The organism is Streptococcus sp. 714 (genome assembly GCF_013277115.1).
Lineage (GTDB): Bacteria > Bacillota > Bacilli > Lactobacillales > Streptococcaceae > Streptococcus.
On sequence record NZ_VMMH01000017.1, the window covers coordinates 65509 to 89924 of the forward strand.

25 protein-coding genes are annotated in these 24416 nt (G+C 39.6%); 12 read left to right on the top strand and 13 right to left on the bottom strand.

Features of this window, described 5'->3' with window-relative positions:
• The 5 genes from HT718_RS06545 to HT718_RS06565 all read right to left on the bottom strand — a co-directional run.
• Positions 1–2934 (bottom strand): SIALI-17 repeat-containing surface protein (locus HT718_RS06545; protein WP_240147363.1); only part of this gene is annotated, 2934 nt, incomplete at its 3' end.
• Positions 2935–3644: 710 nt separating this feature from the next.
• A complete protein-coding gene (gene pta, locus HT718_RS06550; protein WP_173267928.1) occupies positions 3645–4619 on the bottom strand; it encodes a phosphate acetyltransferase in 975 nt (324 codons plus the stop codon).
• Positions 4620–4663: 44 nt separating this feature from the next.
• Positions 4664–5560, bottom strand: coding sequence for an RluA family pseudouridine synthase (locus HT718_RS06555; RefSeq protein WP_173267929.1), 897 nt, complete (start codon positions 5558–5560; stop codon positions 4664–4666).
• Positions 5557–6375 (bottom strand): NAD kinase, encoded by an 819-nt coding sequence (locus HT718_RS06560; protein WP_173267930.1) that lies wholly within the window; start codon positions 6373–6375, stop codon positions 5557–5559. The genes HT718_RS06555 and HT718_RS06560 overlap by 4 nt, the downstream gene beginning before the upstream one ends.
• Positions 6359–7030, bottom strand: a complete 672-nt coding sequence (locus tag HT718_RS06565) for a GTP pyrophosphokinase family protein (protein WP_033683732.1) — start codon at positions 7028–7030, stop codon at positions 6359–6361. Before HT718_RS06565 ends, HT718_RS06560 begins: the two co-directional genes overlap by 17 nt.
• Positions 7031–7158: 128 nt before the next feature.
• Between HT718_RS06565 and HT718_RS06570 the strand changes: the two genes are divergently transcribed.
• From HT718_RS06570 to HT718_RS06600, 7 genes are all read left to right on the top strand, one after another.
• Positions 7159–7728 carry a CYTH domain-containing protein gene (locus HT718_RS06570; protein WP_173267931.1) on the top strand — a complete coding sequence of 190 codons (570 nt, stop codon included), beginning with the start codon at positions 7159–7161 and terminating at the stop codon, positions 7726–7728.
• A 111-nt stretch (positions 7729–7839) separates the two neighbouring features.
• Positions 7840–8799, top strand: a complete 960-nt coding sequence (locus tag HT718_RS06575; protein WP_020900938.1) for a ribose-phosphate diphosphokinase — start codon at positions 7840–7842, stop codon at positions 8797–8799.
• A gap of 9 nt (positions 8800–8808) precedes the next feature.
• Positions 8809–9924 carry a cysteine desulfurase family protein gene (locus tag HT718_RS06580; protein WP_173267932.1) on the top strand — a complete coding sequence of 372 codons (1116 nt, stop codon included), beginning with the start codon at positions 8809–8811 and terminating at the stop codon, positions 9922–9924.
• A gap of 4 nt (positions 9925–9928) precedes the next feature.
• A complete protein-coding gene (locus HT718_RS06585) occupies positions 9929–10276 on the top strand; it encodes a DUF1831 domain-containing protein (RefSeq protein WP_000863540.1) in 348 nt (115 codons plus the stop codon).
• Between the two features lie 7 nt (positions 10277–10283).
• Positions 10284–10499 (top strand): DUF4649 family protein, encoded by a 216-nt coding sequence (locus HT718_RS06590; protein WP_173267933.1) that lies wholly within the window; start codon positions 10284–10286, stop codon positions 10497–10499.
• An 82-nt stretch (positions 10500–10581) separates the two neighbouring features.
• The gene (locus HT718_RS06595; RefSeq protein ID WP_173267934.1) at positions 10582–11223 is read left to right on the top strand and encodes a redox-sensing transcriptional repressor Rex; all 642 of its coding nucleotides are present in this window, start codon (positions 10582–10584) and stop codon (positions 11221–11223) included.
• A gap of 17 nt (positions 11224–11240) precedes the next feature.
• A complete protein-coding gene (locus HT718_RS06600) occupies positions 11241–11930 on the top strand; it encodes a gamma-glutamyl-gamma-aminobutyrate hydrolase family protein (RefSeq protein ID WP_173267935.1) in 690 nt (229 codons plus the stop codon).
• Here the strand turns inward: HT718_RS06600 and radC are convergent.
• The 5 genes from radC to HT718_RS06625 all read right to left on the bottom strand — a co-directional run bounded on the left by radC (position 11927) and on the right by HT718_RS06625 (position 19580).
• Positions 11927–12607 carry a DNA repair protein RadC gene (radC, locus tag HT718_RS06605; RefSeq protein ID WP_173267936.1) on the bottom strand — a complete coding sequence of 227 codons (681 nt, stop codon included), beginning with the start codon at positions 12605–12607 and terminating at the stop codon, positions 11927–11929. The two genes, HT718_RS06600 and radC, sit on opposite strands and share 4 nt — an antisense overlap.
• Before the next feature lie 42 nt (positions 12608–12649).
• The gene (pcrA, locus tag HT718_RS06610; RefSeq protein WP_173267937.1) at positions 12650–14941 is read right to left on the bottom strand and encodes a DNA helicase PcrA; all 2292 of its coding nucleotides are present in this window, start codon (positions 14939–14941) and stop codon (positions 12650–12652) included.
• A 159-nt stretch (positions 14942–15100) separates the two neighbouring features.
• Positions 15101–16771 (bottom strand): formate--tetrahydrofolate ligase, encoded by a 1671-nt coding sequence (locus HT718_RS06615; RefSeq protein WP_173267938.1) that lies wholly within the window; start codon positions 16769–16771, stop codon positions 15101–15103.
• 174 nt (positions 16772–16945) lie between these two features.
• Positions 16946–18421 carry a hypothetical protein gene (locus HT718_RS06620; RefSeq protein WP_173267939.1) on the bottom strand — a complete coding sequence of 492 codons (1476 nt, stop codon included), beginning with the start codon at positions 18419–18421 and terminating at the stop codon, positions 16946–16948.
• Complete coding sequence (locus tag HT718_RS06625; RefSeq protein WP_173267940.1) at positions 18414–19580, bottom strand: hypothetical protein; 1167 nt, start codon at positions 19578–19580, stop codon at positions 18414–18416. Before HT718_RS06625 ends, HT718_RS06620 begins: the two co-directional genes overlap by 8 nt.
• 136 nt (positions 19581–19716) lie before the next feature.
• Here HT718_RS06625 and coaB point away from each other — a divergent pair, with 136 nt between their 5' ends.
• From coaB to HT718_RS06650, 5 genes are all read left to right on the top strand, one after another.
• The gene (coaB, locus tag HT718_RS06630; protein ID WP_173267941.1) at positions 19717–20406 is read left to right on the top strand and encodes a phosphopantothenate--cysteine ligase; all 690 of its coding nucleotides are present in this window, start codon (positions 19717–19719) and stop codon (positions 20404–20406) included.
• An 11-nt stretch (positions 20407–20417) separates the two neighbouring features.
• Positions 20418–20969: a phosphopantothenoylcysteine decarboxylase gene (gene coaC, locus HT718_RS06635; protein ID WP_173267942.1), complete on the top strand. Its 552-nt coding sequence runs from the start codon at positions 20418–20420 to the stop codon at positions 20967–20969.
• Complete coding sequence (locus tag HT718_RS06640) at positions 20953–21516, top strand: ECF transporter S component (protein ID WP_000747412.1); 564 nt, start codon at positions 20953–20955, stop codon at positions 21514–21516. The genes coaC and HT718_RS06640 overlap by 17 nt, the downstream gene beginning before the upstream one ends.
• 176 nt (positions 21517–21692) lie before the next feature.
• Positions 21693–22220, top strand: coding sequence for an ECF transporter S component (locus tag HT718_RS06645; RefSeq protein ID WP_033680367.1), 528 nt, complete (start codon positions 21693–21695; stop codon positions 22218–22220).
• An 11-nt stretch (positions 22221–22231) separates the two neighbouring features.
• Positions 22232–22747 (top strand): transcription repressor NadR, encoded by a 516-nt coding sequence (locus HT718_RS06650; protein ID WP_173267943.1) that lies wholly within the window; start codon positions 22232–22234, stop codon positions 22745–22747.
• Here HT718_RS06650 and HT718_RS06655 read toward each other — a convergent pair.
• The 3 genes from HT718_RS06655 to HT718_RS06665 form a co-directional block, all read right to left on the bottom strand.
• Positions 22744–23211: an 8-oxo-dGTP diphosphatase gene (locus tag HT718_RS06655; RefSeq protein WP_173267944.1), complete on the bottom strand. Its 468-nt coding sequence runs from the start codon at positions 23209–23211 to the stop codon at positions 22744–22746. The two genes, HT718_RS06650 and HT718_RS06655, sit on opposite strands and share 4 nt — an antisense overlap.
• A gap of 76 nt (positions 23212–23287) precedes the next feature.
• On the bottom strand, positions 23288–23773 hold the full coding sequence (locus tag HT718_RS06660; protein ID WP_125451648.1) for a GNAT family N-acetyltransferase: 486 nt from the start codon (positions 23771–23773) through the stop codon (positions 23288–23290).
• 14 nt (positions 23774–23787) lie between these two features.
• Complete coding sequence (locus HT718_RS06665; RefSeq protein WP_125451647.1) at positions 23788–24414, bottom strand: NAD(P)H-dependent oxidoreductase; 627 nt, start codon at positions 24412–24414, stop codon at positions 23788–23790.
• Between the last annotated feature and the right edge of the window lie 2 nt (positions 24415–24416).

The following is a 24416-nucleotide window of genomic DNA, read 5'->3' on the forward strand; positions in this document are numbered from 1 at the left end:
TTCTAATTTAGCTGCTTCTTCGCCGTTGATACCACCTGTGAACTCTGGAACTTCATGAATAGCGGCTACTTCACCGTTCACACCACCTGAGAAGTCTGGCACATCATGAACGGCTGCTTCCTCACCGTTGATGCCACCTTCAAAGGCTGGATCCTCATGAACTGTACCTTCACCATTGACTGCACCTGTGAACTCTGGAACTTCATGAATTGCTGCTTTTGCACCATTTTTTCCACCAGGAACTCCTGCACCTTCAAGACTTACAGGCAAATTATGCATGCTCTCAATTGCACCATCAATGATTTCTGTAATTTCCTGACCAATATCTTCCTTGCTAGCTGCAAATAGCAATGTTTTTGAATCGTACTGAGTCAAGAAGGTCGCAAAATTTCCATTTGCCAATTTAAGAACTGGTGGCTGATTCACCAAAACTTCAGAATCGAATTCTAAAGCGATGACATTTTTGCTCATCTCTACAGCATTTTTCACAGTTGCTTTCGTTGGAGCAATCCCATCCTTACTTAAGAAATCCCAGTTGAATTTCTTATAAGACAAGGTATATTCATTTTGAGTGGCAGTTGCATGCTCATAAAGCAAACCAAATTCACCATTTCCAAGATCTTGTAAGGAGTTATAAGCAAATTTACCACTTTGAATTGGATTGTGCTTGATCCAAGTTAGATCCCCATTCGCTTCCACACGTGCTACGTGCACCAAACCATTGTATCGTCCAGGTCCACCTGCATTACTGAGGATAATATATTCCTTACCTTCTTGCACAGTATGAATAGCTGACATTTGAACATAGACATCTTTGACATCCGCATAGCGCTTCACATCTTTTTCCCAAGTTGCTCCACCATCTTTACTTGTAGCAACTTGAAGATCACCTGTCAATCCGCGCATGAAGAGTTTGAGATCTCCATTATTCAATTGCACAACGGTTGACTCCGTATTTTGAGCACCTGGATTATTCATAGTTGAAGAGTGAATTGTTTGATTACCTATTGGACGATTATCATTGACTGCCTCACCTGCATGCCAAGTTTCACCATGATCATCTGAGTAAATGACGCGCGAAGACTGAGAACCACCTAGGTAGGATACATTATTTGTAGTGTAGGCAGGGATAACAAGACGTCCTTTATGAGGTCCTGAGTGCAAGGCAATACCTGTACCAGGTCCTGTTCCTAAGAAATGCATCCAGTCCTTACGAATACCGTATGTAATATCTTTTGGTGCAGACCAAGTTTTTCCATCGTCATCACTATAAGACATCCAGAGATAGTTGGTGTTTGAAACTCTAAAGATATTCTTGTCGCTATAATCGAAGTAGACATTACCAATCAGTTCTTCACCTTTATACAAATCACCCTTATCACTATAGGCTGGTTTCTTAGGATCGACTACAACACGGTATTCTGTCTTTCTATTTTCAGGGTCAAAGATCTCACCATTTTCACGGATTGTATAATGTCCTGCTTCACCTTTTTTGTACAGAATTTGGTAAACCTTATCCCCAATTTGCTCATAGGCTTGCGGTGCTTTTCCTGGCAAATCTCTAACTGCTTCACCTTCTACAAACATATCAAAAATAGAGAAGATTCGCTTAGTTTTCGGATCTTGGACTAGGGCCATGTCAATGTTAACTGGTGATCCCGCATGAGCTCTTCTGGCATTCTCATTATCACGAGGATTTGAGATGACGATTCTATCTCCCCATGTTTTGCCCTTATCATCACTACGACGAACAACCATACCGATATCGCCCCAGTCAGAGTGATGCAAGCGTCTCTCATCTGCACCAGCAATCAAGGTTCCCTTATCCGTTTTCAGCAGGGCTGGAATACGATAGCTTGCAATACCATCTTTATTTGGCTTGCGGTTCTCACCACCTTCAAAAACATCCAGTTTATCAGTAACTTCTGCTCCTTCAGGAAGCTTCTTCTCCAACTCTCCTCTTTCAAAGAGCTGACTACGTTTTTTTACTTCTTCTGGTGAAAGGGTACGATCATAAACCGTTAGATTACGGACTTTAAGATTAGCGCCCCAGAAGTTTTTGCCTGTACGTTTGGTTGTACCGATTTGCACATGGTTGACATCTGGCATATCTTGGATGAAACGACCAGATTGAGGACTTGTACGTGACAAGACACCATTTACGTAGAGGCGCACCTTACCATTTGGTTGGTCTGCATTGGGTCTTTCAACTGTAAAGGTTACAGAATTCCACTGACCTGGTTTAATCTTCAAAGGAGCATTTTTATAATCACCATAAAATTGGTTTCCATTAGCATCCCGACCTTCAATGATAGCTGTGTTATCAAGAATGGCCATGGTGAAGTATTCATTTACTTTGGTATCACTAGAAACTGAAAAGAGGTTGTAAAAACGTGGAGCAGATGCATCTGGCTTAAACTCCATATGAATGGTCGCATTTTGAAGTTTTTTAAGCTTGTCGAGCTCCTCCTTCATATCAACTCTTTGCCCGTTTGAAGGATTGGTTTCAACATCTTCTTTCTCTATAACAGTATTGACATTTTCCAACTCTCTGGCATAAAAATCACGCGGAATGTTTCCAACTTCTTCTTTGTCTTCACTCTCTGTAGCTGGATTTTCGTTTGATGCTTCTGCTGGTTTTTCAGACCCTGGATTTGCTTGCAAGTCTTCACGGCTCACTTCAGTTCCCTTATCCGTTGCTGTTGCCAATTTGTCTGCGAGTTCCTTATCGAGATTCGTCAGATTTCCTGTCTCTACTTCCTTAGGCAATTCTGGCAAAGATTGCCCTGCTGTTTCACCACTTGTTGATGGTGCCTCTTGAGCCAAAGCAGGTGTAGCACCAAAAACAACCGCTCCAATCACTACTGAAGCTGCCCCTACTGCAAATTTCCGAATTCCGTATCGTTGTTTTCTATCAAAATGTCTCTGATTCATATTTTCCCTCTCATTTTCTAATTAGGTAAAGCGCTTTCTTTTTGGCTTAAAACTTTTAGCCACTAGGACTAGGCAATTCCAAAAGAAACTAAACTATTTAATGGGAATTTCCATTATTTTTAATTTAAACAATCTTGCATAGCGTAAAGTTCAACTTTGCAATACGTCATGAAAGACATTTTACTCCTTTCATATTTTATCTTAACCTTATTATATAATAAATATTTTCAGTTTTAGACTTCACAATGGACAATAGATTCTACTTTCAAAAATAGTTAAAAGTTCTAAATTATTTGAAACTAGTTTCAATCATAGTTCACATCAAAACAAAGTCTGAATGACAACATCCGATACCGGAATAATACTCTTCGAAAATCTCTTCAAACCGCGTCAGCTCTATATCTGCAACCTCAAAACAATGTTGTGATCAACCTGCGACTAGCTTCCTAGTTTGCTCTTTGATTTTCATTGAGTATGAGTATAAGATCTAATAAACTTTTTTCATAATAAAGCGAGTCTGGGACAAAAGTCTAACCTTAAATATAAAAAGCGAACAAAACGAGTTATCTGACACTCAGATTTCTGTCTTGTTCGCTTTTTTGTCTAATATATCGATTTTTAAATTTTATAATAAAGAATTTCTAAAATCAAAATCTGTTTGTCCCAGACTCGTTTTTTGATTATAAATACTTATTTAGTCCAACTTCTCTTTATTGATGAACTGCTTGAGCTGCTGTGATAAGGGTCAACTTGTACACATCATCTGCATTACATCCACGAGAAAGGTCGTTAACTGGCTTGTTCAAACCTTGCAAAACAGGTCCTACTGCCGCAAAGCCACCAAGACGTTCGGCCATCTTGTAACCAATATTTCCTGCCTCGATACCTGGGAAGATGAAGACATTTGCTTGACCAGCTACTGTACTTCCAGGAGCTTTCAAAGCTGCAGTTTCTGGAACAAAGGCCGCATCAAATTGCAACTCACCATCGATTTCAAGGTCAGGACGCAAGTCGTGAGCAATTTTAGTAGCTTCAACGACCTTGTCAACGCTTTCACCAAACCCTGAACCTTTAGTAGAATAGCTTAGCATAGCAATTTTAGGTTCGATGCCAAACATCTTAGCTGTGATTGCTGAGTTGATGGCAATTTCAGCCAAGGCTTCTGCATCAGGATTGATATTGATAGCACAGTCACCAAATAGGTAACGTTCCGTACCACGAACCATGAGGAAGGCACCTGAAGTACGCGTTACATTTGGACGAGTTTTGATAATTTGAAGGGCTGGGCGAACTGTTGAAGCTGTTGAGTGAATTGCTCCAGACACCATTCCATCAACCAAGCCCAGGTAAACTAACATAACACCAAAGTAGTTGACATCTTCAACCAAAACCTTGCGTGCATCTTCTTCAGACATTTTGCCCTTACGGCGCTCTACCAAAGCAGCGACCATTTCTTCAAATTGAGGATAGTGTTGAGGGTCAATGACTTCATAACCATCTTCAATACCTTCAATTTCAAGATAAATTTTAATTTTTTCAGGATTTCCCAGCAAAACAGGAATTACTTCTGTTTCTTTTACCAAGCGTTTAGTCGCTTGAAGAATACGAGGCTCTTCCCCTTCAGGGAGAACGATACGAGCATTTTTACCAATAAGGTTGGCTTTGAGACTTTCAAAAACTTCCATGAGTTTTCTCCTTTAAAAAATAAATTATACTCTGAATTACTTTATTATAGAGTATTAGTTGATAACTGGGTAATTAGGTTGCTAAAATCATCCGGCAAGGGACTTTGTAACTGCAAGTCTTGCTCTAGAAAAGGATGATAAAAGGATAGGTAATGACAATGCAGTGCCTGACGTTGGATGCCGTCGTCCAGACTACCTCCATACAAGTCATCTCCCAACAAAGGAAAACCAATATGAGAAAAGTGGACTCGGATTTGGTGGGTACGTCCAGTATGCAGGCGAATGTCAACCAAGTGAATATTCCCATAAGAGGCTACAATCTTATATGATGTATGGGCATACTTTCCGCCTTTAGCCACTCGTCTAGTGATAATGGAGTCTTCATCACGCGCAATCGGTGCAATAATTTCTCCCTCTGTCTCCAAATGTCCATCTCCCTTAACCAAAGCAAAGTAGCGTTTCTCGATAGATTTCTTCTGCAACTGCTTGTCCAATCGTGCATGGGCATAACCGTGCTTGGCAAAAAGCATCAAGCCAGAAGTGTCCCTATCAAGCCGGGTCACAATGTGAACCTGCTGATTTTCATAATTTTGCTTGACATAGTAACCCTTGATAAAATTGGCAATGGTATTAGAGTGATTGACACTAGGAATAGAAGCCACTCCATAGGGTTTATTTAAGACTAGAAAATGGTCATCCTCATAGAGAATATCTAATGGTCTCTCGATAGCCTCCAAGGTTTCAAAACCTTCCTCAGCGGGAATGTCAATGGTAACACGATCTCCAATATCCAATAGATACGTCGCATTTTGTGGTTGATCATTGACCAGAATAGCCCCACCTCGAAACTTAATCTTGGCCAAAAGTCCTTTAGAAACCTCGTGCTTTTTCAAAAAAGTCTTAACTTTGACATGCTCATCTGCGATAAATTCAAACCTCATTCATCCACCTCACCGATGAAAGCATCCTTAACACGATTCCAGAAACTGGTGTGACTCGGTGTAGCGACAAAATGAATCTTATGATGGTCGATTTGATACTCAATACGCTCGATATTGCGGAAAGAATACACACTATTATCCACCGAAATGGTATGATAATCGTTTCTCGTTGGAATGAGTTCAATCTTATCCTTCTTAGGAACAATAATGGAAGAGCCCAGCGTTCGATAGACACGATTATTAAGGCTGGCAATTTCCGTCAACTGAAGAGCTTCAATGGTAGGGTGTAAAACAGCTCCACCAAGCGACTTGTTATAGGCTGTACTACCAGTCGGTGTCGAAACTGTTAGCCCATCTCCACGAAAGCGTTCAAAAGGAACACCGTTGATTACAACATCCGCCACCATAGTTCGATCAGATCTGCGGATGCTGGCTTCATTTAACGCTCTAAAAATCTTCACTTCACCATTTTCAAGAAAGATCTTCACATTCAGAACTGGGTAAGAGACTCTTGCTCCTGTATCTAGCTGCAAATTAGTCACTAGCTTATCCAACTCAAAATCACGGTAGTCCGTATAGAAGCCCAAATGTCCAGTGTGAACACCGATAAAGCGTACCTTGTCAAGCTGGTTTTCGTACTTATGAAAGGCCGACAAGAGCATGCCATCCCCACCAATGGAAATAACGATATCTGGATTGGTATCATTGAGTATAAACTGATTTCTCTTCAAATGATCTCGCAATTCATACAAAACCCTTTGACTCTGCGGTTTTCTATTAGCTATCAGGTCAATTCTTTTACCTGTATTCTTCATCTGTATCGTCACTGTTTCCTACACCATCATTTAATTTTCTACTCAAAGGATCAAAAAGTGCCTGAGCTTCTTGAATATCATCACGAATTTTACCCATTTCTTCATCTAGCTGATGGGCAATCTTGGCTGTAATTTCCAGTCGCTTCTTTATCTCCTCTGGGAAATCCCCTTGGTACTTGTAGTTGAGAGAATGTTCTATTGTTGCCCAGAAATTCATGGCCAAAGTACGAATTTGAATTTCTGCCAAAATGGTCTTGGCTCCATTGATAGTATCAACCGTATATTCTACTACCACGTGATAGGAACGATAGCCTGAGGCTTTTCGATGAGTAATGTAATCTCGCTCCTGTATGATCCGCATATCCTGACGCTTGCGCAAAATAGCCACAACTTCTTGGACATCATCTACAAACTGGACCATCACACGCAAACCAGCAATATCCTGTAAATCGTGTTCTAAGGTCGCATAAGTAATACCGCGTCGAGCCATTTTTTCCTTGATACTTTCAATTGGCTTAACTCGACCAGTCACAAACTCAATCGGAGAATGCTTATTTTGCTTACGATATTGCTTCCGAATACCACGTAGTTTAATCTTTAACTCACCAACAGCTTGAATGTAAGGATCTAGAAATTCTTCCCATTCTAAGGTCATATATTCTCCCTTGTTCTCATATTATCCTTCAAAAATATCTTTGATTTTTTCTCCAGATTTATATACAATAAATACAAAGCTATTATATCATATAATCCGCTTTCATAGATAAAGAAAAGGTAAGAAAAATGAAACATTTAGAAATTGAATTGAAAACACTATTGAAAAAAGATGAATATGATCGTCTAAAAGACCAGTTCACTGGTGTTACTCCTGTTCTTCAAAAAAATTACTACATCGACACGCCTGATTTTGAACTACGAGAAAAGAAAGTCGCTATGCGTATTCGAACCTTTGAAGACTTGGCTGAATTGACACTCAAAGTCCCGCAAAGTGTTGGAAACATGGAGTACAATCAAAAATTGCACCTAAAAGATGCTGAAAACTATCTGAGCAAGGAAGAGCTTCCTCAGGGACTGGTGCTGGAAGAATTGGCTAAACATGGTATCCAAAGTAAAAAATGGCAGGTTCTTGGTTGTCTAACAACGCTTCGCTATGAAATGCAAACAGCTATCGGTCTCATGGCACTGGATGAAAGTCAGTACTTTGATATTACGGATTACGAATTAGAGCTTGAGGTGGAAAATCACGAGCAAGGCAAACAGGATTTCCAACAATTTTTAGAGGAAAATCAGATTGCTTATCAAAAAGCTCCATCAAAATTGGTTCGATTTGTCAAAAGCATGAAAAATAGCTGAAATAATCTCCATTTTTTGGTAAAATAGAAAAGATAAAATACAAAAATCCCAGTTCATATAGGCTAGGCAGATATAGCTAGGATTTAAAAAGTTTACAGAGGACGGTCTATAATGTCAGATAGAAAAAACATGAAACTTTTCGCACTCAACTCTAACCAAGAGATTGCACAGAAAATTGCCCAAGCTGTTGGTGTCCCACTTGGAAAACTATCATCACGTCAATTTTCAGATGGAGAAATCCAAGTAAATATCGAAGAAAGTGTCCGTGGTTATGATGTTTACATCATCCAGTCTACAAGTTTCCCAGTTAACAACCACCTAATGGAATTGTTAATCATGGTCGATGCTTGTGTGCGCGCAAGTGCCCACAGTATCAACGTTGTCCTTCCATATTTTGGTTATGCACGTCAAGACCGTATCGCTTCACCTCGTGAGCCACTTACAGCTAAACTAGTTGCTAATATGCTGGTTAAGGCTGGGGTTGACCGTGTCCTTACGCTTGATTTACATGCTGTTCAGGTTCAAGGTTTCTTTGATATTCCCGTTGACAACCTCTACACAGTTCCCCTATTTGCAAAACATTATTGCGATAAGGGTCTACTTGGTTCAGATGTTGTTGTCGTTAGCCCTAAAAATTCAGGTGTAAAACGTGCTCGTAGCTTGGCTGAATATCTTGATGCTCCTATCGCCATTATCGACTACCCTCAAGACGATGCAACTCGCAACGAAGGTTATATTATCGGTGATGTGGAAGGTAAAAAAGCCATTTTGATTGATGACATTTTAAATACAGGACGTACCTTCTCTGAAGCTGCTAAAATCGTTGAACGTGAAGGGGCTACAGAAATTTATGCTGTTTCTAGCCACGGCCTCTTCGTCGAAGGAGCTTCTGAACTTCTTGATAATACTAATATTAAAGAAATTCTTGTGACTGATTCAGTAGCAACAAAAGAAAAAACTCCTAAAAACGTATGCTACATTACTGCTAGTGAGTTAATTGGTGATGCTATCGTCCGTATTCACGAAAGAAAACCAGTCAGCCCACTCTTTGCCTACAACAAAAAGAAATAAGGTGATTCTTTGATTTATTTGGACAATGCTGCGACGACTCCCATGTCAGCAGTTGCTATTTCAGCTATGACTAAGGTTATGCAAGAAACCCATGGCAATCCATCTAGTATCCATGGTCATGGTCGTCAAGCTGGCAAACTCTTGAGAGAGGCCCGTCAGGAACTAGCTCAATTACTAGAGACAAAACCTCAACATATCTTTTTCACTTCTGGTGGGACCGAAGGCAACAATACTGCTATCATTGGCTACTGCCTTCGTCACCAAGAACAAGGAAAACATATCATCACAACTGCCATTGAGCACCATGCTGTCCTTGAAACAATTGATTACTTGGTTCAACACTTTGGGTTTGAAGCAACCATTATCCAGCCAGAAAATCAAGAGATCACAGCCCAGCAAATTCAAGAGGCCTTACGTGACGATACGATTTTGGTTTCTACCATGTTTGCCAATAATGAGACAGGAAACCTACTTCCCATTGCTGAAATTGGCCAAATACTCAAGCAACATCCAGCTGCCTATCATGTTGATGCAGTACAGGCAATTGGAAAAATCCCTATTCATCCAGAAGAATTGGGCATTGATTTTCTCACTGCTTCTGCCCACAAGTTCCATGGTCCTAAGGGAATCGGCTTCCTCTACGCATCTAGTATGGACTTTGATTCCTATCTTCATGGCGGAGACCAAGAACAGAAAAAACGTGCAGGGACTGAAAATCTAGCCGCTATTGTTAGCATGGTTGCAGCCCTAAAAGAAGACCTAGAAAAACAAGAAGAACATTTCCAACATGTACAAAATCTAGAAACTGCTTTTCTTGCGGAGCTTGAGGGAGTTCAGTATTATTTGAATAGGGGACAAGATCATCTCCCTTATGTTCTCAATATTGGATTTCCTGGGCAGAAAAACGACCTCTTACTTCTTCGTCTAGATTTAGCTGGAATTTCTATCTCTACTGGTTCAGCGTGTACAGCAGGTATTGTCCAATCCAGCCATGTTCTTGAAGCCATGTACGGGGCAAATTCAGAACGCTTGAAGGAATCCGTTCGCATCAGTTTATCCCCACAAAATACTATTGAAGACCTACAAACCCTCGCAAAAGCCTTAAAAGAAATTATCGGAGGTTAGCCATATGGCATTTGAAAAAACCATTCAGTTAAAAAATTGTCGTTACGACTACACTCTTAGCCCGTCTGTTAAGAAATTCACCCTTAAGGACAACACATTTTTTGAGACTAAGGTTGGTAACTATGAACTGACTCGCCTACTTGAAAAGGTACCAAACAGCGGTGAAGGCTTCCAACTCAAAATCATCATTAACAAGGAACTTACAGGTGCTAAAATCAATATCACTGACAAGTTCGGACTACGTTTAGTTGATATTTTCAAATCAGAAGACCACCACATTCATCAGGAAAAATTCTACTTCCTCATGGATAGCTTGGTAGAACGTGGTGTCTTTACAAAATCTGAAAGATAGGTCCCATATGTTTGAACTAACCTATAAGGATAGCTATCATGTAGAGCGGACTCTCAAGTACGAAGATTATGAGGCACTCATGCTGGCTTTGTCAGGCTGTGTGACTCTACCAGATACACTTTATGTGACTTCTTTGACCTTTAAGGGCCAAGAAGTTTATCAAGGCCTGGTCGGAGGCCTCTACCGTTTTCTATCACATGCAGATTTTTTACATCAAAACTAAGATTTTTCTTAGTTTTTTCTTATTTTTGTTGATTTTTTCACAATGTTTCTATAAAATAGAAGAATAGAAAGGTTGTGATTTTGTGAAAGATAAACAGTCTGCTATTCCAAAAGCTACAGCGAAAAGACTCTCTCTCTACTATCGAATTTTTAAGAGATTTCATGCAGAAAAGATTGAACGTGCCAACTCCAAACAAATTGCAGAGGCTATTGGGATTGATTCAGCGACCGTACGTCGTGATTTTTCCTATTTTGGTGAACTAGGTCGTCGTGGTTTTGGCTATGATGTCAAAAAACTGATGACGTTTTTTGCCGATTTACTCAATGATAACTCTATTACCAATGTCATGCTGGTTGGTATTGGAAATATGGGCCACGCTCTTCTCCACTACCGCTTCCATGAGCGCAACAAGATGAAGATTATCATGGCCTTTGACCTAGATGACCATCCTGAAGTCGGTACCCAAACTCCTGATGGGATTCCTATTTACGGAATTTCCCAAATCAAGGACAAAATCAAGGATGCTGATGTGAAGACTGCTATCCTAACTGTCCCCAGCGTCAAGTCACAAGAGGTTGCCAAGCTCTTGGTGGATGCTGGCGTGAAAGGAATTCTCAGTTTTTCACCAGTCCATCTGCATTTACCAAAAGACGTGGTCGTTCAATATGTCGATTTGACAAGTGAACTCCAAACCCTCCTCTATTTCATGCGAAAAGAGGATTAGAAAGCGAAAATCATTTTATGAAAAAACCAGTTATTGGGATTACAGGAAACGAAAAAACTCATCCAGATGATGACATCATGATGAGCTACGCAGCAAAAGGCTTTGTGGAAGGCGTTAAAGACGCCGGAGGGATTCCCATCATCCTACCGATTGGTGATCAAGAAATGGCTAGCCACTACATCAGTATGATTGACAAGCTCATCTTGACAGGTGGGCAAAACGTTGATCCAAAATTCTATGGTGAACCAAAAACCATTGACAGCGATGACTACCACCTTCAAAGAGATATCTTCGAACTGGCCCTCATCAAGGAAGCTATTAAACAGAAAAAACCGATTTTCTCTGTCTGCCGTGGTACTCAGCTTTTTAACGTTGCCATGGGTGGAACTCTGTATCAAGATATCGAAGACCACTGGCAGGATTGTTCTGCCGAGTACACAACCCAGCGCTTGGTAACCGAACCAGATACTGTTCTTCGAGAAATCTATGGAGAAATCTCCCATATCAACTCCTTCCACCACCAAAGTATCAAGGATTTAGCTCCCAACTTAAAGATTGCGGCTCATGATCCTAAGGATGGTATCATTGAAGCTATCATGAGTACAGATGATGTCGCCTTTCTCGGAGTCCAATGGCACCCAGAATTTCTATTTGGAAATCGTCCCAAAGATAAAAAACTCTTTGACTATGTCGTTAATGAACTTTAGATTAAATCCGTCTTTTCACGATAACTAAAATAACTGGAGTGAGAGACAATCAAATGGTCCAAGAGAACAATTCCCATCAGATCGCAGGCTTCCTTGACAAGTTTAGTGACATGATCATCATTTCGGCTAGGGGCTACCGCTCCTGAAGGATGATTGTGGACCAAGATGAGAGAAGTCGCCATATGCTTGATTGCATAGTGAAGAATCTCTCTTGGTTCAGCAATACTACGAGTAGCTGAGCCGATAAAAATGGTCTGTTGATGGATGATTTGATTTTGAGTATTGAGATAGAGCGCCACCAGGTGCTCTTGTTTTTTATGGCCCAATTCCTGTTGCATCTTCTTGGCCAGTTTTTGGCTACTGAGAATACTTTCCATCTCAAGGGTTTCGTGTTTGTGAATACGATGGCCCAGCTCAATCATAGCTTGTAATTCTATTGCCTTAACACGGCCGATACCAGATAGACTCTGCAATTCCTGCAGGGTCATTTTTTTCAAATCCGTTAGGCTTGAAAGATTGTTCAAGACTTTCTGGGCAATTTCAAAAACACTAGACTGACGTGTTCCTGTTCTGAGTAGAATAGCTAGCAACTCTTGGTTACTGAGCGCTTCCACTCCTTCTTGGGCAAGTCTTTCTCTTGGCAATAGTGAATCTTCTTGGAATGAAATACTGTACATAAAAATCCTCCTCACTTTATTATTCGTGAGAAGGATGAAAAATTAGATTTTTTTCTCAATTGGGGCTACACTAGCTAAAAGTTTTTTCAAACCAACTTCTGGGAAATTGATTTTCAATTCCTGCGTAGCACCGCTACCTGAAACTTCCAGAACAGTTCCCTCTCCCCATTTCTTGTGGAAAGCAACATCACCAATGGACCAATTTGCCTCGCTTGATGCTGATTTTGCACCAGCTGTAAATTGGCCAAATGGGAGACCGCTTGACTGAATAGTTTTCGGTGCCACACCGCGTTTACGGTCTTGAAGAGCCTGGGCAAGACTCATACCTTGACCGAAGGCAAGGCCACCACTGCTATAAGATGCCTTAAAGCTTGTATTGGCTGGACGGGCCAATCCTTGATACTCAAGCAAGTCTGAACTAATTTCGTTAATAAAACGAGTCGGACGGTTATAGTTGGTACGACCGAAAAGCAGGCGCGAGTTGGCATTGGTCAGATAGAGAATTTTCTCTGCACGCGTAATTCCCACATAGGCCAGACGGCGTTCTTCTTCTAATTCATCTGGATCTTCAGCCGCACGACTAAGCGGAAAGACATTTTCTTCCATCCCAATCAAAAAGACAACTGGAAACTCGAGACCTTTGGCAGCATGCAGGGTCATCAAAGTCACTTCTGATGTCTCCTGACTACCTGAATCTGTGTCGGCAATCAAGGCCAAGTCATTTAAGAAACGACTCAATTTGTCCAGACCAGTTTCTTCTTCTGACACATCAGAGGTGTCGTCAAAATTTTTCGTCACAGAAAGGAACTCTTCGATATTTTCAACCCGAGCCTTGCTTTCTAGAGTCGCTTGGGCATTAAGAATATCGACGTAAGCTGTTTTTTCTAGGATGGACTCAACTAACTCAGTAATGCTTAACTGGTCCAGTTGCTCGCGCAAATCTAGAACCATATTGGCAAAATCCCAGATAGACTGGGCTGCTTTACCCTTGATACCAGATAACATGATATTTGCAGAAGCATCTAGCATAGACATGTTTTGCAGATTCGCAAAATCACGGATTTTCTCAACCGTGCCTGGCCCAATTCCACGTTTAGGCTCGTTAATAATACGCTCAAAACTAATATTGTCACTCAAATTAGCAATGAGGTTGAGGTAAGCAATAATATCACGAATTTCCTTACGGCTGTAGAACTTAGTCCCACCAACCATAGTATAAGGAATATTGGACTTGAGCAAGGCTTCCTCAATAGTACGAGATTGCGCATTAGTCCGATAGAGAACTGCAAAATCCTTGTGAAGGAAGTTTTGACTGCGACCAAGTTCATCAATGGATTTTGCTACAAAGACAGCTTCATCAAGCTCATCATTAGCACGATAGTAAACGATTTGCTCTCCATCAGCATTTTGTGTCCAGAGATTCTTAGGACGGCGGTTTTTATTGTTTTTAATGACCTCGTTGGCCGCTTGCAGAATAGTTTTAGTTGAACGGTAATTCTCCTCCAACAAAACAACCTTGGCTTGAGGATAATCCTTCTCAAAGTCCAAGATATTCTGCATATCAGCACCACGCCAACCATAGATAGACTGATCCGCATCCCCAACCACACAGATATTTTTAAAACGTGAAGCTAGAAGTTTGACTAACTGATACTGGGCATGGTTGGTATCCTGATACTCATCAACGTGGATGTACTGGAATTTCTGTTGATAGTAAGTCAAAACATCAGGATTTTGATCAAAAAGACGCAGGGTCAACATAATCAAATCATCAAAGTCAACCGACTCAGACTGACGCAATTCTTTTTGGTAAGCAGTGTAACACTGGGAGACGATTTGCGTGTACATATCGCCAGCTTGGGCAGTATAAGCCACATCATCAATCAAATCATTCTTAGCATTGGAAATAGTCCCTAAGATGCTCCGTTCATTCCATTTTTTCGGATCCAGGTTCAACTGCTTAAGAATCCGTTTCATGAGAGTTCGCTGCTCCCCTGGATCGACAATAGTAAAATTGCGGTTGTAGCCAATATGGTCCGCATCGCGACGCAGAATACGAACACACATGGAATGGAAGGTCGCAACCAAACAGTCCTGAGTGGCTGGATTGAGGCTATAAGCACGCTCCTTCATCTCACGCGCAGCCTTGTTAGTAAAGGTAATGGCCAAGATATTCCAAGGATTGACTAACTTTTCATCAATCAAATAAGCGATACGGTGGGTCAAAACACGGGTCTTTCCAGAACCAGCCCCCGCCATAATTAACAAGGGACCTTCTGTCGTTTGCACCGCCTCAGCCTGACGGTCATTCATTCCATTCAATAATGCGTTCATCTTCTCTTCCTTACTCTTGAAGTCAATATTTCTATTATATCAGAAATCAGGGAAAATATCTTTACCTAGACTGGTTACGTGTAGAAGGCAACTCCTTATATCTAGATAAAAAATGAGCTTGGATAGTGTTTCCAAACTCATTTGAATTCAATTAAACTACTAGAACAAGCCTAAAACTGTTCCGTCACTTTCAACATCCATATTGAGGGCTGCTGGACGTTTTGGAAGACCTGGCATAGTCATCACGTCTCCAGTTAGGGCAACGATAAAACCTGCACCTAATTTTGGTACCAATTCACGAATAGTAATTTCAAAGTTTTCAGGTGCTCCAAGTGAATTTGGATTGTCTGAAAAACTATACTGAGTTTTAGCCATACAGATTGGCAATTTGTCCCAACCATTTTGAACGATTTGAGAAATTTGTGTTTGAGCTTTCTTCTCAAAGTTCACTTTGCTACCGCGATAGATTTCAGTAACAATCTTTTCAATCTTTTCTTGGACAGAAAGGTCATTGTCATACAAACGTTTATAGTTAGCTGGGTTTTCAGCGATAGTCTTAACAACTGTTTCGGCAAGTGCTACTCCACCTTCTGCACCATCAGCCCAAACACTAGCCAGCTCAACTGGTACATCGATTGAGGCACAAAGTTCTTTTAAGGCTGCAATTTCAGCTTCTGTATCAGATAAAAATTCGTTGATAGCTACAACTGCTGGAATACCAAACTTACGGATGTTCTCAACGTGGCGTTTCAAGTTAGCAAAACCTGCACGAACCGCCTCCACATTTTCCTCTGTAAGAGCATCTTTAGCCACACCACCATTCATCTTAAGGGCACGAAGGGTTGCGACAATGACAACTGCATCTGGAGATGTTGGCAAGTTTGGTGTCTTGATATCAAGGAATTTCTCAGCACCAAGGTCCGCACCAAAACCAGCTTCAGTAACTGTGTAGTCCGCTAAGTGAAGGGCTGTTGTCGTTGCCAAGACAGAGTTACATCCATGAGCGATATTGGCAAATGGACCACCATGTACAAAGGCAGGTGTACCGTAAATTGTCTGAACCAGGTTCGGCTTAATAGCATCCTTCAAAATCAAAGCCAAGGCACCTTCAACCTGCAAATCACCAACAGAAACAGGCGTACGGTCATAGCGATAACCGATAACGATATTGGCCAAACGTCGTTTCAAGTCCTCGATGTCTGTTGCCAAACAAAGAATGGCCATAATTTCTGAAGCAACTGTAATATCAAAACCATCCTCACGTGGAATACCATTTAGAGGACCACCAAGTCCAACGGTTACATGACGAAGGGCTCGATCGTTCAAGTCCACTACACGTTTCCAGAGAATACGGCGTTGGTCAATTCCTAGCTCATTCCCTTGGTGCAAGTGATTGTCAATCAAGGCAGAAAGAGCATTGTTGGCAGTTGTAATGGCATGCATGTCTCCAGTAAAGTGGAGGTTGATGTCTTCCATTGGCAGGACTTGGGCGTAACCACCACCAGCAGCACCACCTTTGATACCCATGACTGGACCAAGAGATGGTTCGCGAATAGCAATCATGGTTTTCTTGCCAATCTTATTCAAGGCATCCGCCAGACCAATGGTAATAGTTGATTTTCCTTCACCTGCAGGTGTTGGGTTGATAGCAGTAAGCAAAATCAATTTCCCAACTGGATTGCTCTCAACTGCACGAATTTTATCAAAGCTGAGCTTAGCCTTGTACTTTCCATACAACTCCAAATCATCGTAAGAAATACCCAGTTTCTCTACAACATCAACGATGGGCTTCAACTCAATACTCTGTGCGATTTCAATATCTGTTTTCATTCAAAACTCCTCTAACCTCTTATATGATAATTCATTATAACACAAAACAAGATTTTTAACATCCTTAAACTCTCTAAACGTTCGTAAATATCCCTGTTTTTAAGGTTTTTAGAGTTCTTTCTTAAATTTTATATGGCTTTATAGTTTGAAACTATAGAATAATGAAAAAATAATTTAATCAAGAAAATAGCTGTCAATTTCAGATAAATTATGTAAAATTCTTGTGCTTTCAATTTCTAATTTTTCTGCCAACTCAATAGAATATTCAAAACTAAGTTTAGTATTTAACGATAAATCAAACGAATAATCTTGTAATTTACCCAGTTTTTTATATTTTTCTATGATTTCGTTATAAATAGCAAGATAATGATTATCTAAAATTTTTATGTAATCATTCAGATTTTCCTTATAGTCTTGAATGATTTTTTGTTCTCTATCATTTAATATTCCCTTCCCTATTTCCCAAATGAGTGAGCTGGCTATTGAACCCACAATAGAACCTAGAACTGGTATAGGAATCATTGCTTGACCAATACAAGCACCAATTGTTGCAAAGGAAGCATCCATTACATTTAATGTCAAAAGATTCATAAATTCATCTTGGGTTATTTCTGTAGATCTATACTTTAGAACAATGTCTATCATTCCATAAGTTGCCATAACTAAAGCACTAGCATTTGGAGCACTAATCCCCAAAACGTTTGTTAATCCATAAATAGAATAACCAGATATTGCACCCTTTATAACTCCTTCAGCTGTATCCAATCCACAATCTAACCAATCTGATTGTTCGAATTCAAAAATACTTTTTCCTTCTTTATATTTTCCATACACACTCGACATCAAAGCTAAACCACCCTGTAAAAAAGCTGCGTTTCTTGCAACCTTGTTAGCTTCTTTTAAATTAGGTAATGCATGTTTTTGGGCTACTAATCTTTTTTTATTTAATTCTTGTTTTTTCAGTTTGACTGTTTTATAAATATTTTTCTGTTCAGAATCCAATAGAGAGTTAATTGAATTCTTTTGAGCGTCTTTATAATCTAAAGCAGAAGATTTCATCCAAGATTTGTATGAAGTAAGTCCCTTGCTTTCAGTGATATCATTAATCATTTGACGTATATCTGTAATTTGTTTACTGGACAATCTCTTGCCATTAAATTCAACTTCTTTTGCTCCAGCCATTATTTTTTCAAATACTTGAACGTGATCTTTTGGAAACATCATTTTCATTTTTGTATTGTAAAAAAATGATTGTTCTAATTCATCACGTAGATTATTATAAAACTTCATTTGAATGGTATTTCTACCAATTAATAAATCAGCTGGTCCATTGTCATTCAAAACTTTAACAATTGGGTTTAATCCCTCAATTGCTCTCCTTGCATTTACAATTCCTGCTTCTGCAAACTCTGCTATAAAGCCATGTACTCCACGATTACCGCCACGATTTTTAACAATAACATCTTCTATATTTTTTTTAGCATAATCTAAAAATTTAGAGGCATTATCCTTGTTTAAGATGACATTGCGAGATTCATCCTCTATCATTTTCATAGCAATTTGTAAGTCTTGAATTCTTAAATTATTTAAACAATTGACATATGCTCCAATACCTTGGTTAAATGCTTGATTAAAAATTTGATTAACCATTTATTTTAATTTCCTTATTTATCATAGCTGTCAGTGAAAGTGTTGAATTCACTAAATTACCTGCTTTATATTTTTCATCTTCAGTAAATAAGCTATAGTCCATTCCAGTTAAAGATAAATTGGCTAAATAAATTCCTTCTGTTTGTTTTTCAGTTAGTTCTATTAATTCCGTAACTTCTATTACTTTTTCTTTAAGTTGTCTAGCCAACAATTCTACCTTTTTCTGTTCCTCTATAGCCTCTTTTGCAACTTCTTCATTTTTCCTATTAGCTACTACACCAGCGCCTACAGAAGCGGTCAACATAACTCCTGCAATTCCCCAACCGACAGGACCAGCCAATGCTAAAAATGCGTTACCTGCTGCCATTCCACCTCCACCAGCTGCTACACTTCCACCACCTAACCAAGCCAGAGCGGCGCTATTTGCTGCAGCACCTGTCAAACTTGAAATTGCAGTACCTGTTGATGCAACACCAAATGTAGTTGCAACACCCATAGCGGCAGTAGGCCCTAAAGTTGCAACCGTTACTCCTAATGCGCTAAGAGAAGCCGTAGCCGCTGTGCTACCACTTGCTAATTCAGCTTCCTTAATTGACTGTGAAATAACAATTTGCTTATCTTCAAAATTCTGAATTTCAACATCAATTTCTTCTAATTTTGTCTCAAACTCTTTTGGCTTATTGGCTAGCTTACTAATTCTTTCTTCAATAATTTTTACAACTTTGACCGCTTTTTCTCTAACCTGATAGAGTTCTGTTGATTTATTAGCTAAATTATCAGCTTCATCATTATACAATCTTATAGATTCTTTATATCCCTCGACAGCTTCTTTTCTAAGTTTAGAATTAAAGAGGTCAACAGCATCAATTTGTTCTTTCGTATTATTCGCTATTTTACCTGCTTCATTAACAGTTTCCGATGAAGCTTTAGTTACATGTTGTGCCACATCACTAGCAACCCCAATAGCTTTTTCAGAAACATCTGTGATAACATCACCAACCTGACTTGATACATTTTCTATAACTTTTACAGACTCTGTAATAGCTTCTCCAGTAAATTTCCCTGCTTCATTTAATACTTTACTGGTAGCGGATCCAGCATCATTCAATACCTTACTAGCTTCTTTTGTAAAATTATCAGCAAATTTAAAAAAATCCATCAAACACTCTCCTTTATTGCATATACTCCTATTATGCAATAAACAAAAGAGATTGTCAAAATCGACCATATATTAATTTACTCAATTTTTATCGCTTTCATTTTACTTACCGTTTATTTTTGTGTACAATAGTGCTATGAAAATTTTAGTTACATCGGGCGGTACCAGTGAAGCTATCGACAGCGTCCGCTCTATCACTAACCATTCTACTGGTCGCTTGGGGAAAATCATCACAGAAACCTTGCTGAGTGCAGGGCATGAAGTTTGTTTGATTACAACAAAACGAGCTCTGAAGCCAAAAGCTCATCCCAACCTAAGCATTCGAGAAATTAACAATACAAACGACCTTCTCCTTGAAATGCAAGAACGTGTCAAGGATTATAAAGTCTTGATTCACTCAATGGCCGTATCTGATTACACTCCTGTTTATATGACAGGGCTGGAGGAAGTTCAGGCTAGTTCCAATCTAGAGGAATTTTTAAACAAGCAGAATCATCAGGCTAAGATTTCTTCAACTGACGAGATTCAGGTTTTATTCTTGAAAAAAACACCCAAAATCATCTCTCTAGTCAAGGAATGGAATCCTACTATTCATCTGATTGGTTTCAAACTGCTGGTTGATGTTACCGAAGACCATCTAGTTAACATTGCCAGAAAAAGTCTTATCAAGAACCAAGCAGACTTAATCATTGCAAATGATCTCACTCAAATCTCAGCAGATCAGCACCGAGCTATCTTTGTTGAGAAGGATCATCTTCAAACTGTTAACACTAAAGAAGAAATTGCAAAACTCCTCCTTGAAAAAATTCAAGCCTACCATTCTTAGAAAGGAAAGCTATGGCACATATTCTCTTGGCTGTAACGGGCTCAATCGCCTCTTACAAGTCTGCAGATTTAGTCAGTTCTCTAAAAAAACAAGGTCATCAAGTCACTGTCTTAATGACTCTGGCTGCTACAGAGTTTATCCAACCTTTGACACTGCAGGTACTCTCACAGAATTCCGTCCACTTGGATGTCATGAAGGAACCCTATCCAGATCAAGTCAATCATATCGAACTTGGAAAAAAGGCGGATTTATTTATTGTGGCCCCTGCAACTGCTAACACTGTTGCAAAATTAGCCCACGGCTTTGCGGACAATATGGTAACCAGTACAGCTCTAGCCTTGCCAAGTCATATTCCCAAACTCATCGCACCTGCTATGAATACAAAGATGTATGAACATCCAGCAACTCAGGCTAATCTGAAAACATTAGAAACCTACGGCTATCAGCTAATTTCTCCTAAGGAATCCTTACTAGCTTGTGGAGACCACGGAAGAGGAGCCTTAGCCGACCTCACAATTATTTTAGAAAGAATAAAGGAAACTCTCGATGAAAAAACGCTCTAATATTGCGCCCATTGCTATCTTCTTTGCAACCATGCTTGTGATTCACTTCCTGAGCTCACTTATCTTTAACCTTTTTCCATTCCCAATCAAACCGACTATCGTTCATATTCCTGTCATTATTGCTAGCATTATTTACGGTCCACGAGTTGGGGTTACACTTGGATTTTTGATGGGGCTTCTTAGCTTGACCGTTAACACAATCACGATTCTGCCGACAAGCTACCTCTTCTCGCCATTTGTACCAAACGGAAACATCTATTCAGCTATCATTGCCATCGTCCCACGTATTTTGATTGGTTTAACTCCGTATCTAGTCTATAAACTGATGAAAAATAAAACTGGTCTGATTCTAGCTGGTGCCCTTGGTTCACTTACCAACACAGTCTTTGTACTTGGTGGAATTTTCTACCTTTTTGGGAATGTTTTTGATGGTAATATCCAAAAACTCCTAGCAACCGTTATCTCAACAAATTCGATTGCCGAATTAGTCATTTCCGCAGTTCTAACCCTAGCTATTGTTCCAAGACTGCAAACTTTGAAGAAATAAAAACAATCTCCACTTTCAAACCTGAAGGTGGAGATTTTGTTCTGTGTATTTCCTTTTTTAGTGGAATTTTTACCAATATCTAACTAAAAATGACCTATAAACCTAAGTAAATCCTTGCTTTATTGTCTTCTTTATTGTACTATACTAGTGTATATACAGTTGAAAAGGAGATTCTTATGAATACACGGAAAAAGACACAATTTATGACAATGACAGCCCTCTTAACGGCTATTGCGATTTTGATTCCAATTGTTATGCCCTTTAAGATTGTCATTCCACCTGCTTCCTATACGTTGGGTAGTCACATCGCTATTTTTATTGCCATGTTCCTGTCTCCCTTGATGGCCGTTTTTGTCATCCTAGCCTCTAGTTTTGGATTTTTGATGGCTGGCTATCCCATGGTCATCGTTTTTCGGGCTTTTTCCCATATCTTTTTTGGGACTTTGGGCGCTCTTTACCTACAGAAATTTCCCGATACCCTAGATAAAGCAAAATCTTCCTGGATTTTCAACTTTATTTTGGCTGTCGTTCATGCCCTTGCTGAAGTATTAGCCTGTGTCCTTTTTTATGCAACTTCCGGTACCAATGTAGAAAATATGTTCTATGTTCTATTTGTGCTAGTTGGATTTGGCACAATTATCCATAGTATGGTAGACTATACATTAGCACTAGCTGTCTATAAAGTGCTTCGAAAACGCCGGTAAAAGGAAGAACTATGACAAAAGATCGCAAACAAGCCCTGCTCCAACTCTTGAAAGAAGCTCCTAAAGCCCTCAATGGCCAAAGCTTAGCTGAACATTTTCATGTCACACGACAAGTCATTGTACAAGACATTGCAATTTTGAGAGCCGATGGCGCTCCTATCCTATCCACCAATCGTGGCTACGTCTATAAGCAAGTTGATGTCAATCCATACGCCCACAAACTTTTCAAAGTTAAACATGAAGTTGAAGAAATCGGGCAAGAACTCCTCGCTATCGTAGATAATGGTGGACGTGTTCAAAACACCTTGATTGACCATCCCGTTTATGGAGAAATTGAAACCTTGCTGAAACTGTCTTGTCGCAGAGATGTGCAGCATTTTCTAGAACAAGTCGAGCATTCTGACTTTAGACCTCTGTCTGAATTGACAGATGGTATCCATTACCACCTAGTTGAAGCCGAAACACAACAAGACCTCCACTATATCGAGGAGGCCTTGGATCAGCTCGGTTATTTAGTAAAAGACTAAAAAATCTCTTTCTCCCAGCCATCTTCTGTACGGTGGCGGTAGAAAAATTCAGATTTGTCCGGAGCTTCCATCATTTCCATCAAAGGTAACATATCATAGGCCAGATCCAAGTTTGGAATCTGGTCTTTTTGCACCCAAGAAACTTCTCCCTCTTCTGAAGATTGAAGAGTTCCAGTAAACTCTGTCGCCTTATAACAAATGACAATATAGCGCCCACCAGTATCTAGTGGCCAATTTTTAATGCCGACAAGTTGAGGATTCTGGATAGTCAATCCTGTTTCTTCATAAATTTCACGAATGACAGACTCTGCGAAAGACTCGCCATTTTCTACATGGCCTCCAGGAAAGGCATAGCCAGACCAGCGATTGTTTTCAGGGGCGCGATACTGCATCACCACGCGCTGAGTTTCGAGGTCTTCAATCAGACAAATGTTTGTTAAAATCGTTAATTGGGAACGGGACATAAATTTACTCGCTTTCTAATTTATTAAATTTTTAGACTTGGTACCAGTGCCATTAGCTTCTACTTTTTAAAATTGTTTAGTATTGAAATACCATCCGTTTTTCCTTTATAGGCTTTCCAAGTTCAAGCATCTTTTCTTGTCCATCAAAAGTAAAGCCCATTTTTTGATAGAAAGCAATGGCGCGCTTATTATCTTTCAATACCCATAAGAAAATTTCAGAAAAATGATCAAGAGCAATCAAAGCTGCTTTCATTAACTTTTGTGCAATACCTTTTCCATAATAGTCTTTTAAAACATATAAGGCAATAATTTCGCCAGCTTGAATAGTCTCATCACGAAAGTTTCCATAACTGATAAAACCAACTACCTTCATGCCATCCATCGCGATCAATGTATTTTCTGGATATTTTTGACTAAAGAATCGACATCTTTCTAATGTCATCGTCTCCTGAAATTCTGCAGGTAAAAGGTCATCATAAGCCTCTCTCCACGTCTGCCAATGAACGAAGGATTTACCTTCTATCTCTTCAGGAGTTCCCATTGATTTGATAATAACCGTCATTTATTTTCTTCTCCTTAATCCAACGCCCTGACTTCCTTTGCTACTTTGTGTAGAAATTTTTGTCTTGTTGAACTTGTATTTACTTCACGGCCTAACTCTCCTAAGATTGAAACCCTCTTTGTTTTTATGCCACAATGATTCAATACAGCATTCTTTAATACTGATATTCCATAACTGTCTGGAATGTTAATAGAACCTGAAAATACTTTGTACCACCAAGTTGGTGCCATAGATGTTGCATAGATACTAGCTGTTTTTCCTTTTAGTAACTTTTTGAACTGTTTCCCTCTCAAGTAGTTCAAAATAAAGCTTCCTCGATTATTTGCGGAGTATGCAATGCCTGGCGTAAAAACACGATCAATCCACCCCTTCAATAGACTAGGCATGCTACTCCACCAAATAGGATAAACAAAAATGAAATGATCTGCCCACTGGATTAATTCTTGAGAGTGTAGAATAAACGGATCGTCCTCCATTCTTTGTCGATAACCATAACGTAAAACAGGATCAAACTCTTCCTCATTAAGATTAATCATTTCAAGTTCATGTCTCTTTGAGTCTATATTTTCTACAATCGTTTGAAAAATTGCTTGGCAGTAACTTTCTTTATCAGGATGTCCATTGATAACTAAAATATTCATAA

What these genes read in the sequence shown, in the direction of transcription:
- pta (WP_173267928.1), bottom strand. Translation starts at nt 4,619, where the DNA reads ATGGAAGTTTTTGAAAGTCTCAAAGCCAACCTTATTGGTAAAAATGCT.
- HT718_RS06555 (WP_173267929.1), bottom strand. Translation starts at nt 5,560, where the DNA reads ATGAGGTTTGAATTTATCGCAGATGAGCATGTCAAAGTTAAGACTTTT.
- HT718_RS06560 (WP_173267930.1), bottom strand. Translation starts at nt 6,375, where the DNA reads ATGAAGAATACAGGTAAAAGAATTGACCTGATAGCTAATAGAAAACCG.
- HT718_RS06565 (WP_033683732.1), bottom strand. Translation starts at nt 7,030, where the DNA reads ATGACCTTAGAATGGGAAGAATTTCTAGATCCTTACATTCAAGCTGTT.
- HT718_RS06570 (WP_173267931.1), top strand. Translation starts at nt 7,159, where the DNA reads ATGAAACATTTAGAAATTGAATTGAAAACACTATTGAAAAAAGATGAA.
- HT718_RS06575 (WP_020900938.1), top strand. Translation starts at nt 7,840, where the DNA reads ATGTCAGATAGAAAAAACATGAAACTTTTCGCACTCAACTCTAACCAA.
- HT718_RS06585 (WP_000863540.1), top strand. Translation starts at nt 9,929, where the DNA reads ATGGCATTTGAAAAAACCATTCAGTTAAAAAATTGTCGTTACGACTAC.
- HT718_RS06590 (WP_173267933.1), top strand. Translation starts at nt 10,284, where the DNA reads ATGTTTGAACTAACCTATAAGGATAGCTATCATGTAGAGCGGACTCTC.
- HT718_RS06600 (WP_173267935.1), top strand. Translation starts at nt 11,241, where the DNA reads ATGAAAAAACCAGTTATTGGGATTACAGGAAACGAAAAAACTCATCCA.
- radC (WP_173267936.1), bottom strand. Translation starts at nt 12,607, where the DNA reads ATGTACAGTATTTCATTCCAAGAAGATTCACTATTGCCAAGAGAAAGA.
- pcrA (WP_173267937.1), bottom strand. Translation starts at nt 14,941, where the DNA reads ATGAACGCATTATTGAATGGAATGAATGACCGTCAGGCTGAGGCGGTG.
- HT718_RS06615 (WP_173267938.1), bottom strand. Translation starts at nt 16,771, where the DNA reads ATGAAAACAGATATTGAAATCGCACAGAGTATTGAGTTGAAGCCCATC.
- HT718_RS06620 (WP_173267939.1), bottom strand. Translation starts at nt 18,421, where the DNA reads ATGGTTAATCAAATTTTTAATCAAGCATTTAACCAAGGTATTGGAGCA.
- HT718_RS06625 (WP_173267940.1), bottom strand. Translation starts at nt 19,580, where the DNA reads ATGGATTTTTTTAAATTTGCTGATAATTTTACAAAAGAAGCTAGTAAG.
- coaB (WP_173267941.1), top strand. Translation starts at nt 19,717, where the DNA reads ATGAAAATTTTAGTTACATCGGGCGGTACCAGTGAAGCTATCGACAGC.
- coaC (WP_173267942.1), top strand. Translation starts at nt 20,418, where the DNA reads ATGGCACATATTCTCTTGGCTGTAACGGGCTCAATCGCCTCTTACAAG.
- HT718_RS06640 (WP_000747412.1), top strand. Translation starts at nt 20,953, where the DNA reads ATGAAAAAACGCTCTAATATTGCGCCCATTGCTATCTTCTTTGCAACC.
- HT718_RS06645 (WP_033680367.1), top strand. Translation starts at nt 21,693, where the DNA reads ATGAATACACGGAAAAAGACACAATTTATGACAATGACAGCCCTCTTA.
- HT718_RS06650 (WP_173267943.1), top strand. Translation starts at nt 22,232, where the DNA reads ATGACAAAAGATCGCAAACAAGCCCTGCTCCAACTCTTGAAAGAAGCT.
- HT718_RS06655 (WP_173267944.1), bottom strand. Translation starts at nt 23,211, where the DNA reads ATGTCCCGTTCCCAATTAACGATTTTAACAAACATTTGTCTGATTGAA.
- HT718_RS06660 (WP_125451648.1), bottom strand. Translation starts at nt 23,773, where the DNA reads ATGACGGTTATTATCAAATCAATGGGAACTCCTGAAGAGATAGAAGGT.
- HT718_RS06665 (WP_125451647.1), bottom strand. Translation starts at nt 24,414, where the DNA reads ATGAATATTTTAGTTATCAATGGACATCCTGATAAAGAAAGTTACTGC.